Here is a 20,023-nt window from a genome sequence, read left to right as displayed (position 1 = left end):
TAATTTAACTTGATGGGAGTTTTATGAAATATGACATTCTGCTAATTGGTGGTAACGGTTTTGTAGGCAGAGTCTTGGCTGCCCAATTACAAGCAGAGGGCTACTCTGTATTACTGCCGACAAGGCACTTAGCATTTGCACGTGAATTACGCATGTTGCCAAAGATACATTTAGAAGATGCTGATGTACATGAGTTTGATTCTTTGCAAGAGCTTTGCTCACGAATCCAGCCTAGCGGTGCCGTCATTAATTTGGTAGGTGTGTTGCATGACAAGCCAGCAGAGCCATATGGAAAAGTATTCCAAGCGGCACATGTTGACCTTCCAAAAAGCATCATCACCGCTATGCAGATGAATGGTCTTAAGCGTTACCTTCACATGAGTGCATTGGGCGCGGATTCTCATGGCCCATCGATGTATCAGCGCAGTAAGGGTGATGGCGAGGCCGCAGTAAAAGCTAGTAATCTCGACTGGACTATTTTTAGACCTTCAGTCATCTTTGGTGCACAAGATCAATTTATTAATTTGTTTGCTAAGTTAACAAAATTATTTCCAGCGATGCCTTTGGCAAACTCAGGCGCAAAGTTCCAGCCAGTGAGTGTGGATGATGTAGCCAGTGCATTTACCAAGTCTCTGAAAATGCCATCGACGATTCGCCAGTCTTATGATTTGGTGGGGCCTACGATCTACACCATGAAAGAGATTGTGGAATTTGCTGCGCGTAAAGTCGATACAAAATGTGCGATCATTCCCGTTCCAGATTTTGTTGGCTATCTTCAGGCTTTGGCCTTTGAGTTTTTACCAGTTCCGACTTTGATGTCTCGTGACAATATTGCCTCAATGCAATTACCCAATATTCTGCCGCTGAATGGAGTAGACGCCTTGAGTAAAGTGTTTGGCATCAGTCGTCGCACATTAGAAGGTATGAAATAAGTCGATGAAGATCTATGCAGTCGGTGGCGCTATTCGGGACACCCTAATGGGTTTGCCGGTACACGACATTGATTATGTGGTGGTGGGCTCTAGCGTAGAAGAGATGATTGCTCAGGGATATCGTCCGGTGGGCAAAGATTTCCCCGTCTTTCTGCATCCAGAGACTCAAGCTGAATACGCCTTGGCTCGTACGGAGCGTAAGACGGGTAAGGGCTATAAAGGCTTTCTGTTTTATGCCGACCCAACTGTCACACTAGAGCAAGACTTAGAGCGTCGTGATCTAACGATTAATGCAATGGCCCAAGAGGTAGGAGCTGATGGCAAATGGGTGGGACCTATTTTGGATCCCTACAACGGTCAGGATGATTTAGCGTCAAAAATTTTCCGCCATGTATCTGATGCGTTTGCAGAAGATCCTTTGCGCCTATTGCGTATCGCCCGTTTTGCCGCCCGCTTCCCGGAATTCACAGTCGCGCCAGAAACCATGGATGCTTTGCGGGCCATTGTTCAATCTAATGAACTGTCAGCACTCTCAGCTGAAAGAATTTGGCAGGAGTTAGCTAGAGGCTTCACGGCCAGTAAGCCAATGCGAATGTTCCAGGTCTTGCTAGATGCAGATGCAGCTAGAGCACTACTGCCATCAAAACTGGTAATCAATTTAGCTGAAGAAGAATTCCGCGAGCAACTCATTGCACATTTACATGCAGCAGATAACTGTCTGGAAGATCGCTGCGCTGTCACTCTCATGAATTTACCTGCTAGTGAAATTCGGTCATGGGCAGCATGCGTCAAAATGCCAAATGAGGTGCGTGATTTAAGTGAAATATTTAGTGAGCTTCATTTATTAATTGAGCAGACATCAGGAGGTGCATATCAAGCTGCGGGTGTTCTAGCTTGGTTCAATCGTGCAGATGTATGGCGAAAACCTGATCGTTGTCAGGCCTTACTTAATTTAGCAAAACACATTGGCCTCAATGTCGACACTGTAATTTTGGCAATACAACATGCTCAAGCACTCAATACTGCAGAAGTGATCGCTGGTATCCCTGCGCAAGCCAGATCCAATGGTGAAAACATTCGCCGTGCAGTAGATGCCGCAAGACTCTCGGCCATTACTGCAGCACTATCTAGCTAATTAATTTAAAGCCGGTTTCTGCCTCGCAGGCCAGGTAAGTCTTCTAATGTATGGTCTGGCAATATGTCGGATAGTTTCTTTGAGAATGCGAAGACTTTAAAGAGTTCACCCATCTCCGCTTCGGATAATAGTTTTTGCAGCGAATTTGAAATGGGTAAAAAAGTTTCAGGATTGCTAGGGTCGCCAATCTCCAATGCGATATCGCCGATGCCTGCGTCAAGCAAGTAACTTGCTTGATTGCTGAGATAGACATCATCCACTTCTTCATCTAGCGCACTACGCGCAATTTGTGACCACTCCACATGGGTAGTCACATCGCATAGTCCCGGAAGATAAAACGGATCTTGAATCGCATGATGGCGATGGTGCGCCATCAAGGTCCCCTCGAGACGTTGAGCGTGATAGTACTCACTCTCAGGAAATCCGTAATCAAAAGTAAGAAAGAGTCCAGTATCGAGATGATCGACAATCTGCTGCATCCAAGCATTGGCTGGTGCGTGTAACTCAGTGACATAGCCTTCAGAGAAACTTCCATTCACCAATGCTTCTGGAAGTAGGGCTTGTTCAACCGGCTTTCCTGTTGACCAAATAAGTCTGTCATCAGCAACGGAAACACCCCGCCAATACCAGAAGCCATTTTGGAAAATAATGGCATCACAAGGAATGGCATCAATCACTTCGTTGGCCAAAATAATGCCTTTGAAGTTATTGGGCAAGGATCTGAGCCAACGGCATTGAGTAGAAAAACTGAGTTTTTTGGAGAGCTGTTGAAGTCGCTCTTCTTGTCTTTGAGCTAGGTCGGGCGAGATCTCGATGATGTCGTAGTGATCCAAGGCGAAATCAAGCTCGTGCAGACGGCTGAGAATGGATTCGGCTAATTTGCCCGTACCGGCACCAAATTCCATTATCTGGGTGGGTAGCCCTTTAGCCTGAAGACCTTCCAGAATGGGTAAAAGCGTTTCTACAATAGCTGCGCCAAATAAGGGGGAGAGCTCGGGTGCGGTCGTGAAATCACCGCCTGCACCTAATTTATGGGCCCCGGCACTGTAATAACCCATTCCTGGCTCATAGAGAGCCATTTCCATATATCTTGAAAAGGGTATCCAGCCAGCGTTTGAGGCGATTTCTGCCATTATTTTCTGGCTGAGAAGCTCAGTATGAGCCGTTTCAAGGCTGGTCAAGGTAATATCCATAGCTCGCTAGTCTAAGAGAATTTAGTTAACTTGAGTTCAAACCCACAACCTCAGCAAAATAAAGCAGTTTTAGTCACCGGCGCTGCCAAGCGTCTTGGTCGAGAAATTGCCTTGGAGTTTGCTCGTCAGGGCTGGGATATTGCAATTCATTATGGCCGGTCTGTATCCGAGGCTCAAGCTACCGTAACTGAAATCCAGAAGTTAGGGCGTAAGGTCGTAGCATTTAAGGCAGACCTCGCTAATGAGACGGAAATCAATTCTCTATTCACTGCAGTGCTTGCTGAGTTCAGTAACTTGCAATGTCTGGTGAATAGCGCCTCGATCTTTGAATATGATCGTGCTAACTCCGACACTCCGCTCAGTAGTCAGATTTTGCAAGACCACATGCAGATTAATTTAGCTGCCCCAATTTTGTTATCTCAGTTGATGTTTGAATACCAAAAGAGCCGGGCAAAGCAAGCAAGCGATAGTGATGTACTAACTCCTTCTGTAATTCAGTTGCTCGATCAAAAATTAATTAATCTTAATCCAGATTATTTGTCTTACACATTATCTAAAGCAGCGCTTCTCACTTCAGTTGAAGTGCTGGCGATAGATTTTGCTCCGCACTTACGCATGATTGGTTTAGCCCCTGGTATTACCCTGACTTCGGGCAATCAAACCGAAGCAGGTTTTACTGAGGCGCACCAGATGACGCCATTAGGAAGATCATCAACACCCAGTGATATTGCAAAAGCAGCTGTATTTTTAGCGAGTTCTAATGCGATCACGGGCACCACCTTATACGTAGATGGCGGACAGCATCTATTGCCATCATTACGCGATGTGATGTTTAAAACCAATTAAGCATTGAATGCAGAATAAAAAATAGTTAATAAAGAAAGAATCCATCCACAATTTATGAACACCATTCTTTCTAATCCAGCACTTGCTGATTGCCGTCGCTTATTTCTACGTGACTATGAAATCTATATCAATATTGGCGTCCATGATTTTGAAAAGAAGGGTGAGCAGCGCGTTATTCTGAATGTAGATCTCTATATTCCCTTGAATATGAATACCCCTTCTCAGGATCTATTGGAAGAGGTGGTTGATTATGACTTTATGCGTGAGACTATTAAGGTGCGGTCCTCCCAGGGCCATATCCATTTACAAGAAACCTTTTGTGATGACATCGTGACTGCAATGCTACTGCATCCCAAGGTTATTGCTGCTCGCGTCAGTACAGCTAAGCCCGATGTCTATCCTGATTGCCACTCCGTTGGTGTTGAGGTATTTCGGATGAAGCAGGCTTAAAGAGATTAAAGAAAAATTTAGTAGCCATGAGTGATATCCGTAAAGTCGTCTTAGAAGAAAATAAACTTGAGAAAAAGCTATGTCGTTTAGTTGGCCAAGCGATTGGCGACTTTGGCATGATCGAAGATGGCGATAAAGTGATGGTGTGTTTATCGGGCGGCAAAGATAGTTATGCCATGCTCGATATTCTTTTGAAGTTACGTGAACGTGCCCCAATTGATTTTGAAATTATTGCTGTCAACTTAGATCAAAAGCAACCAGGCTTTCCGGCGGAGATTTTGCCGAATTATTTAAAAGCTTTAGGTGTTCACTACCACATTGAAAATCAAGATACTTATAGCATTGTTAAACGCGTCATTCCAGAAGGTAAAACGACTTGTGGACTTTGCTCTCGACTACGTCGTGGCATTTTGTATCGTGTAGCAGATGAGTTAGGCGCTTCTAAGATTGCCTTAGGCCATCATCGTGATGACATCCTGGAAACATTAATGCTCAATATGTTCTTTGCTGGCAAGCTTAAAGGCATGCCTCCAAAGTTGCGATCGGATGACGGTAAGCACATTGTCATTCGCCCTCTAGCTTACGTTCCAGAAAAGTTACTGGAGCGTTATGCGGTAGACATGAACTTTCCAATTATTCCGTGCAATCTGTGCGGCAGTCAGCCCAATTTGCAGCGTGGTGCCATGAAAGAAATGTTGCGCGATTGGGAGAAAAAGCACCCTGGGCGTGTTGAGAATCTCTTTCGCTCAATGCATCACATCGTGCCTTCCCATTTGATGGATGGAGAGGCCTTTGATTTCAAGAATTTAGAGATTTCTACAGAACTATTGGGCATTGCCGCAAGATCTGCCGGCGATAAGGCAATTGACGAGACAGAAATTGATGAAATAGCCTGTGGCACGCTGATTCAGGGGTCTTATAATCCCTCTTTATGAACATCGTTATTTTAGCTGCTGGGCAGGGAGGGCGGATGAAGTCCGCATTACCCAAGGTTCTTCAAACCTTGGCGGGGAAACCCCTTCTCCAGCATGTTTTGAATACGGCTTTAGACCTACAAGGTAAAAGTTCTAAAACAGACCCTATCGTCGTTGTTGGTCATGGCGCTGTCGATGTAAAGCAGTTCCTCCAAACCGCTAGTGAGCAAGATTCTCGTTTTGGCAAAGTAGCCACTGCCTTACAAGCTGAGCAAAAAGGAACAGGCCATGCTTTATTGCAAGCCCTGCCTAAGCTGGACGTGAATGAACCTACTTTGGTTCTCTATGGTGATGTGCCTCTCACAAGCAAAAAGACGCTCTCAAAATTAGCCAAATTGGCTGATGGTGTGCGTGGCCAAGATTCTGCATTGGCACTGCTAACCCAAAACCTGAACAATCCAACAGGCTACGGTCGCATCCTGCGAGATGTTGATGGCTCCGTAAAAGAGATCGTTGAAGAAAAAGATGCAACACCTGCGCAAAGGCGCCTTCAAGAAATCAATACCGGCATCATGGTGCTGCCAACCAACTCACTCAAGAAATGGTTGAAGTCTTTGCGTGCTAGCAATGCCCAAGGCGAATACTATTTAACTGATGTGATTGCCATGGCAGTCAAAGATGGTGTGCCTATTCGTACTGCACAAGCTGATGCTGAATATGAAACTGTTGGCGTTAACAGTCGCGATCAGTTGGCAGCATTAGAGCGAGTACATCAACTCAACCAAGCGAATGTCTTAATGGATGCTGGCGTTTCTTTGGCAGATCCATCGCGGATTGATATTCGCGGAACGCTAGAGTGCGGTACGGATGTCTTTATTGATGTTGGTTGTGTATTTGAGGGCTGTGTCACTTTGGCTACGGGCACAAAAGTGGGTCCGTACTGCATTGTTCGCAATAGTGTGATTGGTAAGAATGTCACAATTCACCCATACAGTCATATAGACGGTGCAAAAGTTGGCGCTAGCTCACTGATCGGACCCTATGCTCGTTTGCGTCCTGGCGCAGATTTGTCTAACGATGTACATATTGGCAACTTTGTAGAAGTGAAGAACAGCAAAATCGCTGCAAATAGCAAGGCCAATCACCTGGCCTATGTGGGTGATTCGATCGTAGGTTCTAGAGTTAATATTGGCGCCGGTACGATTACTTGCAACTACGATGGTGTCAATAAACACCAAACGATTATTGAGGACGATGTCTTCATTGGCTCTGATACTCAGCTGGTTGCCCCAGTACGCGTAGGCCGTGGCGCTACCCTGGGTGCGGGTACAACCCTGACTAAAGATGCACCTCCAAATCAGTTGACTGTGTCACGAGCTAAGCAAATTTCTTTGCAATGGCAGCGCCCAGTAAAGAAGGAAAAGAATGCCGTGGTAAAGAAAGCAGCTGCAAAGAAGTTAGCTACAAAAAAATCCGTGAAGGCTAAAAAATAATGTGCGGAATTGTTGGCGCAGCATCACATAAAAATATTGTTGAAGTCTTAATTGAAGGCCTACGTCGCCTTGAATACCGCGGCTATGATTCTTGTGGATTTGCTGTAATTAATGGTGATGATGCCAAGCACCCGATTGAACGTGCACGCACCACTGCTCGTGTCTCTGAGTTAGCCGAGCAGGGTAAAGAATTTCATGGCACTTTAGGTATTGCGCATACTCGCTGGGCAACGCATGGTAGGCCTGATACACAAAATGCACATCCCCATATTTCTGGTGGATTGATTGCTGTTGTTCATAACGGCATTATTGAAAACTACGAATCACTACGCACTGAGCTGAAATCTGCGGGTTATGTATTTACTTCAGAAACGGATACTGAAGTGATTGCGCATTTAATTCATCAAGCTTATGTGTTCAGTAAGCAGGTAGATTTAGTCGCTTCAGTCCGTGCAGTATTGCCGCGACTTCATGGCGCTTATGCGATTGGCGTGATTGCACAAGATCGTCCAGATGTTTTGGTGGGGGCGCGAGTAGGTTCACCTTTGGTCGTAGCCCTTGGCGAGAAAGAAAATTTCCTCGCTTCTGATGCTTTAGCACTTGCTGGTCGAGCGCAATCCATGATGTATTTAGAGGAGGGCGATGTTGCTGTTCTCAAAGCAGAGAGTATTGAGATCATTGATCAGGCAGGAAAGACGGCGCAGCGAGAGCAAAAGCCGATGCCCGCTCAGGCTGACTCAGTAGCTCTAGGACCTTATCAGCACTACATGCAAAAAGAGATTTTTGAGCAACCTAGAGCTATTGGCGACACACTTGCCAATATCGCTAGCTTTGGTCCAGAACTCTTTCATGCCGATCCCGAACAGTGGAAAAAGTTTGATCAAATTTTGATCTTAGCTTGCGGCACCAGCTACTACTCTGCCTGTGTTGCTAAATACTGGTTAGAGGATTTGGCCGGCATTCCAACGCAAGTGGAGATCGCAAGTGAATATCGCTACCGCACAACCGTACCAAATCCCAACACATTAATTGTAGTGGTTTCTCAGTCTGGTGAGACGGCCGATACTTTGGCAGCTTTGCGCCATGCACAGTCTTTAGGGCATCAATACACCTTGGCGATTTGTAATGTAGCGAGTAGTGCCATGGTTCGTGAAACGAATTGGAATTTCTTAACCAAGGCTGGCACTGAGATTGGTGTAGCTTCTACTAAAGCATTTACTACTCAGCTAGTTGCCCTTTATCTATTGGCTGTTTCATTAGCTAAGCGCGCAGGAAAAGTAAGTCCCGAACGAGAGAAAGAGCTCTTACGTGACTTGCGCCACCTTCCAAAAGCATTGCATGCCGTACTAGCGCTTGAGCCACAGATCATTGCTTGGAGCGCAGCATTTGCTAAGTGCGAGAACGCTTTATTTCTAGGGCGCGGCATGCACTACCCAATTGCTCTTGAAGGTGCTCTCAAGTTAAAAGAGATTTCGTATATTCATGCTGAAGCCTATCCAGCGGGTGAGTTAAAGCACGGACCCTTAGCGCTAGTTACTGACAAGATGCCAGTGGTCACCGTAGCGCCTAAGGATGACTTATTGGAAAAGCTCAAATCCAATATGCAGGAAGTCAAAGCCCGCGGTGGCAAGCTGTATGTCTTTGCTGACCAAGATACCGAGATCACTAGTAGTGAAGGTATCAATGTGATTCGTTTGCCTGAGCACTACGGCAATCTTTCACCAATCTTGCATGTAGTTCCGCTACAACTCTTGGCGTACCACACAGCTTGCGCCCTAGGCACTGATGTAGATAAGCCTCGTAACTTAGCAAAGTCAGTTACGGTGGAGTAATCCCAAGAGCATGAAAAAAGTAATCGGCATTCAAGGCAATGATCAGGGTCACTGGGTTGGCGATGGCTTTCCTGTGCGAACCTTGTTCTTCTATCAAGACCTGGGAAAGCAGATGAGCCCATTCTTGATGCTGGACTATGCAGGTCCAGCGGTGTTCCCCCAAACAACAGAACGAAAGGGCGTAGGCTCACATCCCCATCGCGGTTTTGAAACTGTCACGATCGTTTACGAGGGTGAAGTAGCACATAAGGATTCCACCGGTGAGGGAGGCATCATTGGCCCTGGCGATGTGCAGTGGATGACTGCCGGCTCGGGCATCTTGCATGAAGAGTTTCATTCTGAAGGCTTTGCCAAAAATGGCGGAACTCTGAATATGGTGCAGTTGTGGGTCAATTTACCGGCCAAACTTAAAATGACCAAGCCAGGTTATCAGGCCATTCTAGATAAACAAATTCCTACGATTGACTTGAAGGATGGTTCTGGGCAAGCCCGCATCATCGCTGGAGAGTTAGATGGCAATCAAGGCCCTGCTCGTACATTCACCCCTATGCAGGTGATTGACCTGAAGTTGAGGAAGGGTTCCACAAGTATTCCAGTGCCTGAGGGTTGGAATACATCTCTAGTCGTACTTAAGGGTGCTATTGAAGCGGGTGAGGAGGTAGTAGCCAAGGATGCTCAGATGTTGATGTTTAGCAATGAAGGTCAGGATATTGAAGTGAATGTGCTGGAGGACTCTATTGCCCTGCTACTGAGCGGCGAACCTATCGATGAGCCTATCGTTGGCTATGGACCATTTGTTATGAATACCAAAGAAGAGATTGCTCAGGCAATGCAGGATTTCAATAGCGGGAGTTTTGGAAGAATTGCCCACTAAAAAGATGCCAGGGGTATAAAAAATCCGTTTGACTTCTGTGTTTAGCTGTGTACAAAATTCATTATTTAAATCAAGGTGTTACACAGACTGGTTTAGAAAAGTGTGTTCAAATATCTGCTATAGAAAAGGATGTTTGTCACACTTCATGCTCGGCTTCAAAGAATTCTCTTGCTTGCGTTCGCTTCCGCTTATTTTTGCGGGATTTCTTTCTGCATGCGCGGTAGGCCCAGACTTCAAGCAACCTGATGCTCCGAATACATCTAGGTATACCGAAACTACCCTTTCTCAGACGCTAGCTACGGCGCCAGGAGTTCCAGGGGGCACAGCTCAAGAGTTTATTGAGGGTGCCGATATTGAGGCTCAGTGGTGGGAGTTGTTTAAGTCTCCTGAATTAGATGTCCTCATCAAAAAGGCCCTGCAGCAAAACCCCAATTTAGGTGCGGCTGATGCTGCGCTTCGTGCGAGCCAAGAAAATGTCAACGCCCAAATTGGTGGACAGTATTTTCCAGCCTTCGGTTTAAATGGCGGTGCTACTCGGCAATTACAACCTACCGCAATTTATGGCTTGCCTTTTGGATCCGATACTTACAACCTCTATAACGCTTCTGTAAATGTCACATATAAGTTAGATGTCTTTGGTGGTGCACGTCGTGCAGTTGAAAGCGCTAGAGCAAAAGAGGAAATTGCTCAGTTTCAGCTAGAAGGCGCCTATCTTTCTTTGACGGCCAATATCGTTACCGGTGCAGTACGAGAAGCGGCTTTGCGTTCACAGATGCAGGCTACTGAAGAAATCCTGAAGGCGCAAACGAATTTAGCTGAAGTAACAGAAAAGCAATTAGCAATTGGTACAGTCTCACGAGTGGATGTGACCTCACAAAGAACTTTGGTCTCTAACTCACAAGTCGATTTATTTACTTATGAACGCAATCTTTCATTTGCGCGTAATCAGTTGGCAGTGTTAGTGGGTGACTTACCTAGTAATGCCAACATCACCAAGTTTGATTTGAAGTCTTTGCATTTACCAGAGAAGCTACCGCTCTCAGTACCATCGAGCTTAGTACGTCAGCGACCAGACGTGCGTGCAGCAGAGGCGCAACTTAAGGCGACCAATGCTTTAGTAGGTGTTGCTACTGCCAATTTATTGCCACAATTTAATATTACGGGCGCTGTTGGCTCCGCAGCATTAACAAGCTCAGCCTTATTTGGGCCGAATGCAGCCCTATGGTCTATTGCTGGTGGCATCTTTCAGCCACTCTTTCAGGGTGGACAGTTATTGGCACAACGCCGTGGTGCGATGGCCAATTACGAACAAGCAGTTTTTCAATATCAAGCTACTGTGCTCAAGGCTTTTCAAGAAGTGGCTGACTCCTTACGTGCTTTAGAAACTGGCGCTCAAGCATTAAAGTCTGCATCGGATGCCGAACGCTACGCTTATGAAACTTTGGATTTGGTGCAGCAGCAATACAAGCTAGGCACTGCTAGCTACTTGGCTGTTCTTTATTACCAAAATCAATATCAAATTGCTAAAGTCAAATCGGTTTCTGCGCAAGCAACCCGGTTCTCAGATACAGCGGCATTATTTGCAGCATTGGGTGGTGGTTGGTGGAATCGCACCGGCCCAGCCTTTCAACCAAAAGCCATAGCGAACAAAGATCAAAATGAAACTTCTGGAAACAATTAAAACTAAAGTAACTACAGCAGGGCTTGCCTTGTGGGCTTGGATATGTTCGAAGGCGATCGAGTGGAAACTTCGCGAGAGGCTCATTACACTTTGGGTAAAGATAAAAGGATTTTGGGTGCGTTTGCGCGAACGCTTCATGCGCAGCAAGATCAACGCAAAGTTGCAGTCTATGACTCCTTTGGGTCGTCGTATGACCATAATGTTGTGCGGTGTATTTTTGTTGCTAGGTTTGATTTTTGGATTTAATCAACTCAAGACCGCCATGATTAAGTATTTCATTGGGGGCATGGGCTTGCCACCAGCATCGGTCTCCACAATGGTCGTAGAAACGTCAGCATGGCAACCTAAATTATCAAGTGTTGGTAATGTCCGTGCATTTAGAGGTGTAGAACTCAGCACTGAAATTGGTGGCTTAGTGCAAACCGTACCTATTAAATCCGGGATGGATGTTAAAGAAGGTGAGTTACTTATTAAGTTAAATGACGCATCCGATGTCGCTCAACTTAATTCTTTAAAAGCAATGGCAGATTTGGCTAAAGTCATTAATGAACGAGATAGACAGCAGCTGGAGATTCAGGCGATTAGTAAGAACGTATTCGATACTAGCAAAGCAGATGCCAAGTCTAAGCAGGCACAGGTAGAGCAGCAAACTGCTCTGGTAGCCAAGAAGAACTTGAAGGCTCCCTTTAGTGGGCGTGTTGGTATTGTGATGATTAACCCTGGTCAGTTTGTTAACCCGGGCGATAAGTTGCTGACACTCCAAACCTTGGATCCGATTTTTGTGGATTTCAATCTCCCACAAAGTAATGCCGAACAAATTCAAGTTGGCCAAGAAATTGTGGTGACGACTGATGCATTCAAGGATGCAAGCTTTACTGGCAAGATCACCGCCGTCAGCCCGAAGGTTGATACCAATACACGTAATATTCAGATTGAGGCTCAGTTAGCCAACCCAGATAAAAAAATCTTACCGGGCATGTTTGCTAATGTGAATATCAAATTAGGTGATCAGGTGAAGATGCTAACTTTGCCGCAGACGGCCGTGACCTATAACCCGTATGGCTCAACAGTCTTTATTGCTAAGCCAACTGGTAAAAAGGATAAGCAGGGCAAACCAGCGCTGGAGGCTCAACAAGTCTTTGTAACTACTGGGCCGACACGCGGAGATCAGGTAGCGATTCTCAAAGGGGTTAATGAGGGCGCAACAGTTGTCACTAGCGGCCAACTCAAGTTGAAGAATGGAACACCGCTGATTGTGAATAACAAGGTGGTGCCAGCGAATTCACCTAACCCACAGCCGCAGGAATAAGTCCTAAATGAATTGGACTGACATATTCATTCGTAGACCAGTGCTTTCACTGGTGGTGAGCGCACTCGTCCTGGTGTTTGGTTTGAAGGCGGTGGGATCCCTACCAGTGAATCAATACCCGCAAACCCAAAATGCCATTGTGACGATTGCAACGGCCTACTATGGCGCGGATCCCGAGACGATTGCAGGGTTTATTACACAGCCATTAGAGACGGCGATTGCCCAGTCCCAAGGCATCGACTATTTGTCCTCGACCAGTGTGAGCGGTCTATCGACAATTACTGCCACCCTCAAGCTGAACTACGACTCCAATGCGGCATTGACGCAGATCCAAACCCAAATTAGCTCGGTCAAGAATCAACTGCCACCGCAAGCTCAGCAGCCTGTATTGACCGTACAAATTGGTCAATCGACTGCGGCCATGTACATGGGTTTTTATAGTGAAGATATTCCAAACAATGCGATTACTGATTACTTGTTACGGGTAGTCAAGCCAAAACTAGATTCTATAGACGGCGTCCAGAACGCAGAAATTACCGGTGGTAGAAAGTTTGCTCTGCGCGCTTGGCTCGATCGCGAGAAGATGGCTGGCCTTGGTGTCGGCGCGGATGATGTCTATAGCGCCATGGCAGCGAATAACTACTTATCAGCAGTTGGCAGCACTAAAGGCGACATGGTCGCAGTGGACTTGGTGGCGGGTACTGATTTGCACACGCTTGATGAGTTCCGCAAGTTGGTGATTAAAAAAGACGGCATCAATATTGTCTATTTGGATCAAGTAGCTAGTGTGACTATGGGCTCCGAGGATTACAACACCAACGTCGCATTTAGCGGCAAGAGGTCGGTATTCATCGCGATCAAGGTGGCACCACAGGCCAACTTGCTCGATGTGGCGGCGCGGGTTCGTGCCGCTGTGCCAGAGATTCAGAAGCAGCTGCCAACCGGCATGTCCGGGAAGGTGGTGTATGACTCTACTAAGTTCATTACCACCTCGATTGATGAAGTAGTGGCTACATTATTAGAAGCGCTGTTAATTGTGACGGTAGTAATCTACCTTTTCTTAGGTAGTGCACGCGCAGTTGCAGTACCGGTGATTGCGATGCCACTTTCTTTGATTGGTACATTCTTTTTAATGCAAGTCTTGGGTTACTCCATTAATCTGCTGACACTACTTGCTCTGGTCTTAGCAATTGGCTTGGTGGTCGATGATGCCATTATTGTGGTCGAGAACGTAGACCGCCATATGAAAGAAGGCAAGTCTCCATTGGAGGCCTCTTTAATTGCTGCGCGTGAGTTGGGCGGCCCTATTTTGGCCATGACCATTGTGCTGATCGCTGTGTATATTCCGATTGGATTTCAGGGTGGTTTAACAGGCGCACTCTTTACCGAGTTTGCCTTTACCTTAGCGAGTGCGGTGGCGGTATCCGGATTAATTGCTCTGACGCTTTCTCCGATGATGTGTTCACGTATCTTTACTGAAGAACAAGAGGCTTCAGCGTTTGTTCAAAAGATTGACCGTATTTTTGAAAAAGTTCACCATAGTTATCAAATCACTTTGCGTGAGCTCTTGAGCACTTGGCAGGTCATTATTGTGATGGGCGTCATTTTGCTCGGTGGTGTGGCTTATCTTTACTCCACTGCACGTTCTGAATTAGCGCCAACAGAAGACCAGGGCATTGTGTTGATGCAGGCTTCGGGGCCACCTAACAGTACAGTCAATCAGATGCAGACTTACGCTGATCAGATTTACCAAATATCAGCAGCGGAGCCCGAGTATGAGCAGATGTTCCAGATTACCAGTCCAACGAGCAGCTTTGGCGGTGTCTTGCTTAAAGATTGGGATCAACGCAGTCGCAACGCTACTAAGTTCCAAGAAGATATGCAGAGTAAGTGGAATTCGATCGCCGGTGCTCGCGTAGCCGCTTTCCAGTTTCCAGCTTTGCCTGGTGCACAGGGCTTGCCGGTTCAAGTGGTGATTAATACTACCGAGTCTTACGAATTGTTGAATGAGGTATCCCAAGCAGTTTTGGATAAGGCGCGTCGTAGCGGCAACTTCTTTTTCGTAGATTCTGATTTGAAGATTGATAAACCTCAAGATGTTTTAGAGATTGATCGTGAAAAAGTAGCTGCACTGGGTATGACTCAGCAGCAGGTTGGCAGTGCGCTATCAGCCGCCTTGGGTGGCGGCTACGTTAATTACTTTTCTGTTGCTGGGCGCTCTTATCGTGTCATACCGCAAGTGAAGCAAGTAGACCGCTTAAATCCAGACCAAATCCTCGACTACTACATACGTACTCCTAGTGGACAGATGATTCAGGCTCGTACTATCGCAACCATTAAGCAAAGAGTAGTGCCGCAGTCAATTAATCACTTTCAGCAGCTCAACTCGGCAACCATATTTGGTGTAAGTACACCATTTATTTCTCAAGCAGATTTGCTGGAGTTTATGCGTCAAACTTTGAAAGAGGTTGCGCCTAACGGTTACAACATGGATTACGCTGGCCCGTCCCGTCAGTTCATGGCAGAGTCGGGTGGTTTCTTGGTGACCATGTTCTTTGCGATCTTAATTGTGTTCTTGGTCTTGGCTGCACAGTTTGAAAGCTTCCGCGACCCCATCGTCATTTTAGTTTCAGTGCCACTCGCTTTATTCGGAGCGCTGATCTTTATTAATTTGGGATTCACAACCTTAAATGTGTATACCCAAGTCGGACTGGTTACGTTAATGGGGCTGATTAGTAAGCACGGTATTTTGATTGTGGAATTCGCTAATGAGTTGCAAGAAGCTGGTCGCAGTAAGTTGGACGCTATCGTAGAAGCTAGTAGCGTACGTTTACGTCCGATCTTAATGACGACTGCCGCGATGGTATTGGGCGTAGTACCTCTAGTAATTGCCTCCGGTGCAGGCGCTGCAGGCCGTCACTCGATGGGTATTGTGATCTTTACTGGCTTATCAATTGGTACGCTGTTTACGCTCTTTGTAGTGCCGGCGATGTACTTATTTATTGGCGCAGATCACCATCAGAAGAAATTTAAGCAGCAGTAATATATTCCTCAAGTAAGCAAACAAAAAAGGGTGAACTTAGTTCACCCTTTTCTAATTGAGCCATTACCTTACTTCACAATATTCAGTTCTTTTTCAGCAACTACGCTGTACTTAGTTCCCGTTTCAATACGCTGCATCCATGCATCAATATTCTGTAACGAAGGGCGCAGTCCGGTTTGATCTGGAAAAGTTTGATTCAATAAAATCCAACGGCTTACACAAAGTGCCAGTGGAATATCCCCGATATTGAAAGAGTTTCCTGAGCAATAGTTCTGGCTTGCCAGCTGCTGATCTAGTAAGGAAAATAGTGCATTACTATCTTGATAGGCCTTGAGAATTGCTTCCTTGTTTCGTTCGTTTTCAGGTGTACGAGTTAGCCCTAAAAAGGCGATACGTAATGCTGGCCACATAGTCCCTACTTGCCAATCCATCCACTTCTCAGATTGATATTGGGCGGCAATGTCAGCCGGAAAATGTTTTGACGGATCGTATTGGCTGCGAAGATAGCGCAAGATCGTATTGGATTCCCAGAGTACAAGATTGCCGTCTTCTAAGGTTGGCACTAAGCCATTAGGGTTGAGTGCTAGAAATTCAGGTGTACGATTTTTCCCAAAATGAAGGCCAGCGTCAATACGCTCAAAATCTTTACCTTCTTCTAGCCCCAGCTCTGCAAAACACCACAATACCTTTTGCACATTGATAGAACTTTTTCTTCCCCATAAACGCATCATTTCAATTCCTATTCGAGTATTTTTAAAGTGATGAATCTAGACCCATAAACTTGCTATGCGCAAATATGAGTGGGTGACTATCTGGGGCGTGCTTTAGGTTGAGGACTTTGGCGACGATGATGTTATGGTCGCCGCCGGTGTGCACTGATACAGTCTCGCATTCAAAGTAAGCAGCGCATCCCTCAATTTGAGTAAGTCCACTTGCTGCAATTTTATGAGGGATGCTGGCGAATTGATTTTCTTTCACGGTAGCAAAGTGCATCGCCATCGCTTCTTGTGAGCGTTCTAGTACATGAATTAACTGTTTGTGACTCACTTCAAAATTGGGCATCAAGCGCGAATGTTTCTTCAGGCTCCACAAAATTAGCGGTGGCTCTAAGGAAACAGTATTAAAAGAGCTGATAGTGATGCCATGAGCATGCTGTTCCGCATCTAGGCAAGTAATCACTGTGACCCCGGTTGCAAAGGAAGAGAATCCCTTGCGGAGCTCTTGGGAGGTAAATGGGGTCATCATGCTTACTTATTTAGGGGCTTACTTCGTTGCAGCCGGAATGGTAGTGCCTGGAATAGGTGTCAGAATTTCGTTTTCTTCAGCCTTTACACATTTAAAGCGATATTCCGCACCAGCCTTAGAAAGAAAGCTTGCACCTTGGTAAAAGTCATTCTTACAAGTTGTGCTGGCAAAATCCATTACACCTTGAGGCGATGCGCTAGAGGTGATCAGGCGCATATTGCCCATAGACATATTAATCTGGCTCGATGAGCAGCCAATCAGTGCTAGACCACAAGTTGTAGTTAATAGTAGAATTTTTTTCATGGAAACCTCCATAATTAGCAATGCTCGTTAGGATAAACCCATTACGTATTTGCTGTGGAGAATGCAGCGCTTTTAAAAGGAAGAGGCATGTTTAAGGCTATTTTGGTAAATAAAGATGATCAAGGTTATCGGGCTGAGCTTGCTCAAGTCGATGAGGCTAGCTTGCCTGAGGGCGATGTCAGGGTGAAGGTGCTCTACTCCACACTCAACTACAAAGATGGCTTAGCCATTACCGGCAAAGGTCCAGTGGTTCGCAGCTTTCCGATGGTTCCCGGGATTGATTTTGCAGGCGAGGTCTTAGAGAGTGCTAGCCCAGAATTTAAGGTTGGTGATATGGTGCTGCTCAATGGCTGGGGTGTTGGCGAGGGGCATTGGGGTGGTTTAGCGCAGCAAGCGCGTGTGAAGTCAGAGTGGCTCATTCCCTTGCCTAAGGGCTTTACTGCAAAGCAAGCCTTAGCTATTGGTACTGCTGGCTACACCGCAATGCTGTGCGTGATGGCCTTACAAAAGCATGGCCTAAAGCCTAGCGATGGCGAAGTATTGGTGACTGGGGCCGCAGGTGGAGTTGGTAGCTTTGCGATTACGCTTTTGAGCAAGCTGGGGTTCACCGTTGTAGCCAGTACAGGAAGAATGTCCGAGGCTGATTATTTAAAGAAATTAGGTGCAAGTGAAGTGATTGATCGCGCCGTACTGTCAGCCCCTGGTAAGCCTTTGGCAAAAGAGCGTTGGGCTGCAGTGGTCGACAGCGTGGGTAGCCATACATTAGCTAATGCCTGTGCACAAACCAAAAGCGATGGTGCAGTTGCTGCTTGCGGATTAGCTCAAGGCATGGATTTTCCATCGACGGTTGCACCATTCATTTTGCGTGGCGTAACTTTGTATGGTGTTAACAGTGTGACAGTCCCAAAAGCAAAACGTATTGCTGCTTACGAGCAGTTAAGTAAGCTGGTTGATCTTAAAACTTTGGAAGAGATCTCTCACGAAATTAATTTAGAAGATTCTATAAAGTACGCTGCAGAGCTGATGGCTGGCAATGTACGCGGTCGTTTAATCGTGGATGTCAATAAATAAACGATTGGTAGTTAACGGCGCTTACTGAATAACTTGAGGTTTTCGTGCTTGTAGTTTTTCCAAAACCTCAAGCTTGTTCGAATTGGAAAGTTTGGACCAGTCTGCAATCTCAGGGAGCGTGCGATAGCAACCACGGCAAAAACCATTGTCAGGGTTGATGTCGCACCAGTTGATGCAAGGTGATGGAGCTATTGTCAAGGCAAACCTAAAATAAAAACAAATGAATACTAAAAACCAATCCAGCGATCTGAGTTCCATTCATTATCCCCTAGCGGATGCTTTGCCGGAAGTGGGTGGTTCAATGGAGGTAGCACCCGGTGTACGCTGGTTGCGGATGCGCCTACCGTTTGCTTTGGACCACATCAACCTATGGCTGTTGCGTGATGAGTTTGAAGGCGTTCAGGGCTGGACTATTGTGGATTGCGGCATTGCTAATGACGAGACAAAAGTGGCTTGGGATCAGATTTTTGCCACTCAGTTAGAGGGCTTGCCGGTGCTAAGGGTGATTGTGACCCATATGCATCCAGACCATGTGGGACTCTCTCAATGGCTCTGTGAGAAGTGGCAAGTACCACTCTGGATCTCTATGACAGATTATTTAACTGCGCAATGGCTTAGCCATCAAGAGGGTGGTGCTGCAGTTGGTGCACGTGCTGGTGGCGGTGGGTCTGCTGATCACTTTCAGAAACATGGTTTGACTGCACCAGAAGACTTAGAAAAAATTCGGGCGCGCTCCAACTACTATAGCAATATGGTTCCGGGCGTGCCACGACAATATCGCCGCATCATTGATGGTGAAATGATTCTGATTGGTGGACATGAGTGGCAAGTGATTATGGGATTTGGTCATGCACCTGAGCATGCTTCATTATTCTGTAAAGATTTAGGAGTGTTGATTTCTGGAGACATGCTCTTGCCGCGCATCTCTACCAATGTCAGTGTTTACGATGCAGATCCAGATGCAGATCCCTTGGGCCTGTATTTGAGCTCTTTGGATCGATATCTGCCCTTACCCGATGACACTCTAGTGCTGCCATCTCATGGCAAGCCCTTCACAGGAATGAAGCCGCGGATTGGTCAGTTAAAAGCACACCATGATGAGCGCTTGGCAGAAACAATGGGAGCATGTGAAAAACCGGCGACTGCTCGTGAGATAGTGCCGGTTTTATTTAGGCGTGAACTAGATATTCACCAAATGACATTTGCTATGGGCGAGGCTATTGCTCATCTGAATTACCTACTTCGTCGAGGAAAGTTGCATCGCCAGCTTTGCGACGACGGCGTGTTGCGGTTTTGCGTGGTTTAGCGGCTTTCGTTCCCGAGTCTTTAGAAGCCTCACCAGTAGCGGAAGTAGCGCTTGCTGAAACAGCATCTCCAAAGGACTTGAGCGCCATCATAGTGGCGTGCTGTACTTCTAGCCCCTGAATGGTGGACTTTAAAATATTGAGGTTGAGGTTAAGCCAGTTTTCAACACTTTTCAGGTCTTTGATGCGCTTTTCAAGCTCTTCGGTATCCAGGCCTGGAAATGCTGAGCCAAAGCCTCCGGCAGCCTTAGAGGTATCTGTGGTGAAAGGGAATTGACCTGGCGTTTGCCCACCCACTCCCTGACCCCACATGGTTTTCATCATTTCAAGGCTTTGATTGAATTCTGGGATAGTTCCAAACATAGGGGTAGCTCCGGGTCAGATAAAAGTGGCTTATT

The 20,023-nt window shown here is 46.3% G+C and carries 19 protein-coding genes; 13 read left to right on the top strand and 6 right to left on the bottom strand.

Going from position 1 to position 20,023, the window contains the following annotated elements; all coding sequences use genetic code 11:
* The first annotated feature begins 23 nt into the window (after positions 1 to 23).
* On the top strand, positions 24 to 932 hold the full coding sequence (locus tag FD977_RS10295) for a complex I NDUFA9 subunit family protein (RefSeq protein ID WP_215305517.1): 909 nt from the start codon (positions 24 to 26) through the stop codon (positions 930 to 932).
* 4 nt (positions 933 to 936) lie between these two features.
* A complete protein-coding gene (locus FD977_RS10290) occupies positions 937 to 2,067 on the top strand; it encodes a polynucleotide adenylyltransferase (RefSeq protein WP_215305516.1) in 1,131 nt (376 codons plus the stop codon).
* Between the two features lie 5 nt (positions 2,068 to 2,072).
* Here FD977_RS10290 and FD977_RS10285 read toward each other — a convergent pair whose 3' ends face one another.
* Positions 2,073 to 3,200, bottom strand: a complete 1,128-nt coding sequence (locus tag FD977_RS10285; protein WP_251369487.1) for a class I SAM-dependent methyltransferase — start codon at positions 3,198 to 3,200, stop codon at positions 2,073 to 2,075.
* A gap of 90 nt (positions 3,201 to 3,290) precedes the next feature.
* Here FD977_RS10285 and FD977_RS10280 point away from each other — a divergent pair, with 90 nt between their 5' ends.
* The 9 genes from FD977_RS10280 (at position 3,291) to FD977_RS10240 (ending at position 15,702) form a co-directional block, all read left to right on the top strand.
* Entirely contained in the window at positions 3,291 to 4,106 is an 816-nt protein-coding gene (locus tag FD977_RS10280) for an SDR family oxidoreductase (protein ID WP_215305514.1), read from the top strand.
* Positions 4,107 to 4,160: 54 nt separating this feature from the next.
* On the top strand, positions 4,161 to 4,556 hold the full coding sequence (locus tag FD977_RS10275) for a dihydroneopterin aldolase (RefSeq protein ID WP_215305513.1): 396 nt from the start codon (positions 4,161 to 4,163) through the stop codon (positions 4,554 to 4,556).
* A 26-nt stretch (positions 4,557 to 4,582) separates the two neighbouring features.
* Complete coding sequence (gene ttcA / locus FD977_RS10270; RefSeq protein ID WP_215305512.1) at positions 4,583 to 5,491, top strand: tRNA 2-thiocytidine(32) synthetase TtcA; 909 nt, start codon at positions 4,583 to 4,585, stop codon at positions 5,489 to 5,491.
* Positions 5,488 to 6,963 carry a bifunctional UDP-N-acetylglucosamine diphosphorylase/glucosamine-1-phosphate N-acetyltransferase GlmU gene (gene glmU / locus FD977_RS10265; protein WP_215305511.1) on the top strand — a complete coding sequence of 492 codons (1,476 nt, stop codon included), beginning with the start codon at positions 5,488 to 5,490 and terminating at the stop codon, positions 6,961 to 6,963. The genes ttcA and glmU overlap by 4 nt, the downstream gene beginning before the upstream one ends.
* Positions 6,963 to 8,795: a glutamine--fructose-6-phosphate transaminase (isomerizing) gene (glmS, locus tag FD977_RS10260; RefSeq protein ID WP_215305510.1), complete on the top strand. Its 1,833-nt coding sequence runs from the start codon at positions 6,963 to 6,965 to the stop codon at positions 8,793 to 8,795. Before glmU ends, glmS begins: the two co-directional genes overlap by 1 nt.
* Before the next feature lie 10 nt (positions 8,796 to 8,805).
* Positions 8,806 to 9,669, top strand: a complete 864-nt coding sequence (locus FD977_RS10255; protein ID WP_215305509.1) for a pirin family protein — start codon at positions 8,806 to 8,808, stop codon at positions 9,667 to 9,669.
* A 145-nt stretch (positions 9,670 to 9,814) separates the two neighbouring features.
* Positions 9,815 to 11,350, top strand: a complete 1,536-nt coding sequence (locus FD977_RS10250) for an efflux transporter outer membrane subunit (protein ID WP_215305508.1) — start codon at positions 9,815 to 9,817, stop codon at positions 11,348 to 11,350.
* 169 nt (positions 11,351 to 11,519) lie between these two features.
* Complete coding sequence (locus tag FD977_RS10245) at positions 11,520 to 12,659, top strand: efflux RND transporter periplasmic adaptor subunit (RefSeq protein WP_215307131.1); 1,140 nt, start codon at positions 11,520 to 11,522, stop codon at positions 12,657 to 12,659.
* A 7-nt stretch (positions 12,660 to 12,666) separates the two neighbouring features.
* On the top strand, positions 12,667 to 15,702 hold the full coding sequence (locus tag FD977_RS10240) for an efflux RND transporter permease subunit (RefSeq protein ID WP_215305507.1): 3,036 nt from the start codon (positions 12,667 to 12,669) through the stop codon (positions 15,700 to 15,702).
* A 68-nt stretch (positions 15,703 to 15,770) separates the two neighbouring features.
* Here the strand turns inward: FD977_RS10240 and FD977_RS10235 are convergent, their stop codons facing one another.
* The 3 genes from FD977_RS10235 to FD977_RS10225 are packed head-to-tail and all read right to left on the bottom strand — an operon-like array spanning position 15,771 to position 17,250.
* Complete coding sequence (locus tag FD977_RS10235; protein WP_215305506.1) at positions 15,771 to 16,433, bottom strand: glutathione S-transferase family protein; 663 nt, start codon at positions 16,431 to 16,433, stop codon at positions 15,771 to 15,773.
* 22 nt (positions 16,434 to 16,455) lie between these two features.
* A complete protein-coding gene (locus FD977_RS10230; protein ID WP_251369486.1) occupies positions 16,456 to 16,947 on the bottom strand; it encodes a flavin reductase family protein in 492 nt (163 codons plus the stop codon).
* 18 nt (positions 16,948 to 16,965) lie between these two features.
* Entirely contained in the window at positions 16,966 to 17,250 is a 285-nt protein-coding gene (locus FD977_RS10225) for a hypothetical protein (RefSeq protein ID WP_215305505.1), read from the bottom strand.
* 87 nt (positions 17,251 to 17,337) lie between these two features.
* Here FD977_RS10225 and FD977_RS10220 point away from each other — a divergent pair, with 87 nt between their 5' ends.
* Complete coding sequence (locus FD977_RS10220; protein WP_215305504.1) at positions 17,338 to 18,321, top strand: MDR family oxidoreductase; 984 nt, start codon at positions 17,338 to 17,340, stop codon at positions 18,319 to 18,321.
* A 21-nt stretch (positions 18,322 to 18,342) separates the two neighbouring features.
* On the opposite strand, the gene FD977_RS10215 is transcribed toward FD977_RS10220, so the two are convergent.
* On the bottom strand, positions 18,343 to 18,579 hold the full coding sequence (locus tag FD977_RS10215) for a DUF1289 domain-containing protein (protein WP_251369485.1): 237 nt from the start codon (positions 18,577 to 18,579) through the stop codon (positions 18,343 to 18,345).
* On the opposite strand from FD977_RS10215, the gene FD977_RS10210 reads away from it, so the two are divergent.
* Entirely contained in the window at positions 18,542 to 19,627 is a 1,086-nt protein-coding gene (locus FD977_RS10210; protein WP_215305502.1) for an MBL fold metallo-hydrolase, read from the top strand. The genes FD977_RS10215 and FD977_RS10210 overlap by 38 nt on opposite strands.
* On the opposite strand, the gene FD977_RS10205 is transcribed toward FD977_RS10210, so the two are convergent.
* Positions 19,539 to 19,988 (bottom strand): PhaM family polyhydroxyalkanoate granule multifunctional regulatory protein, encoded by a 450-nt coding sequence (locus FD977_RS10205; protein ID WP_215305501.1) that lies wholly within the window; start codon positions 19,986 to 19,988, stop codon positions 19,539 to 19,541. The two genes, FD977_RS10210 and FD977_RS10205, sit on opposite strands and share 89 nt — an antisense overlap.
* Positions 19,989 to 20,023 lie beyond the last annotated feature (35 nt).

The sequence above is a fragment of the Polynucleobacter sp. AP-Elch-400A-B2 genome, from assembly GCF_018688355.1.
GTDB lineage: Bacteria > Pseudomonadota > Gammaproteobacteria > Burkholderiales > Burkholderiaceae > Polynucleobacter.
Note: the sequence above shows the minus strand (reverse complement) of the source record. Positions and strands in the feature narration are given on the sequence as shown.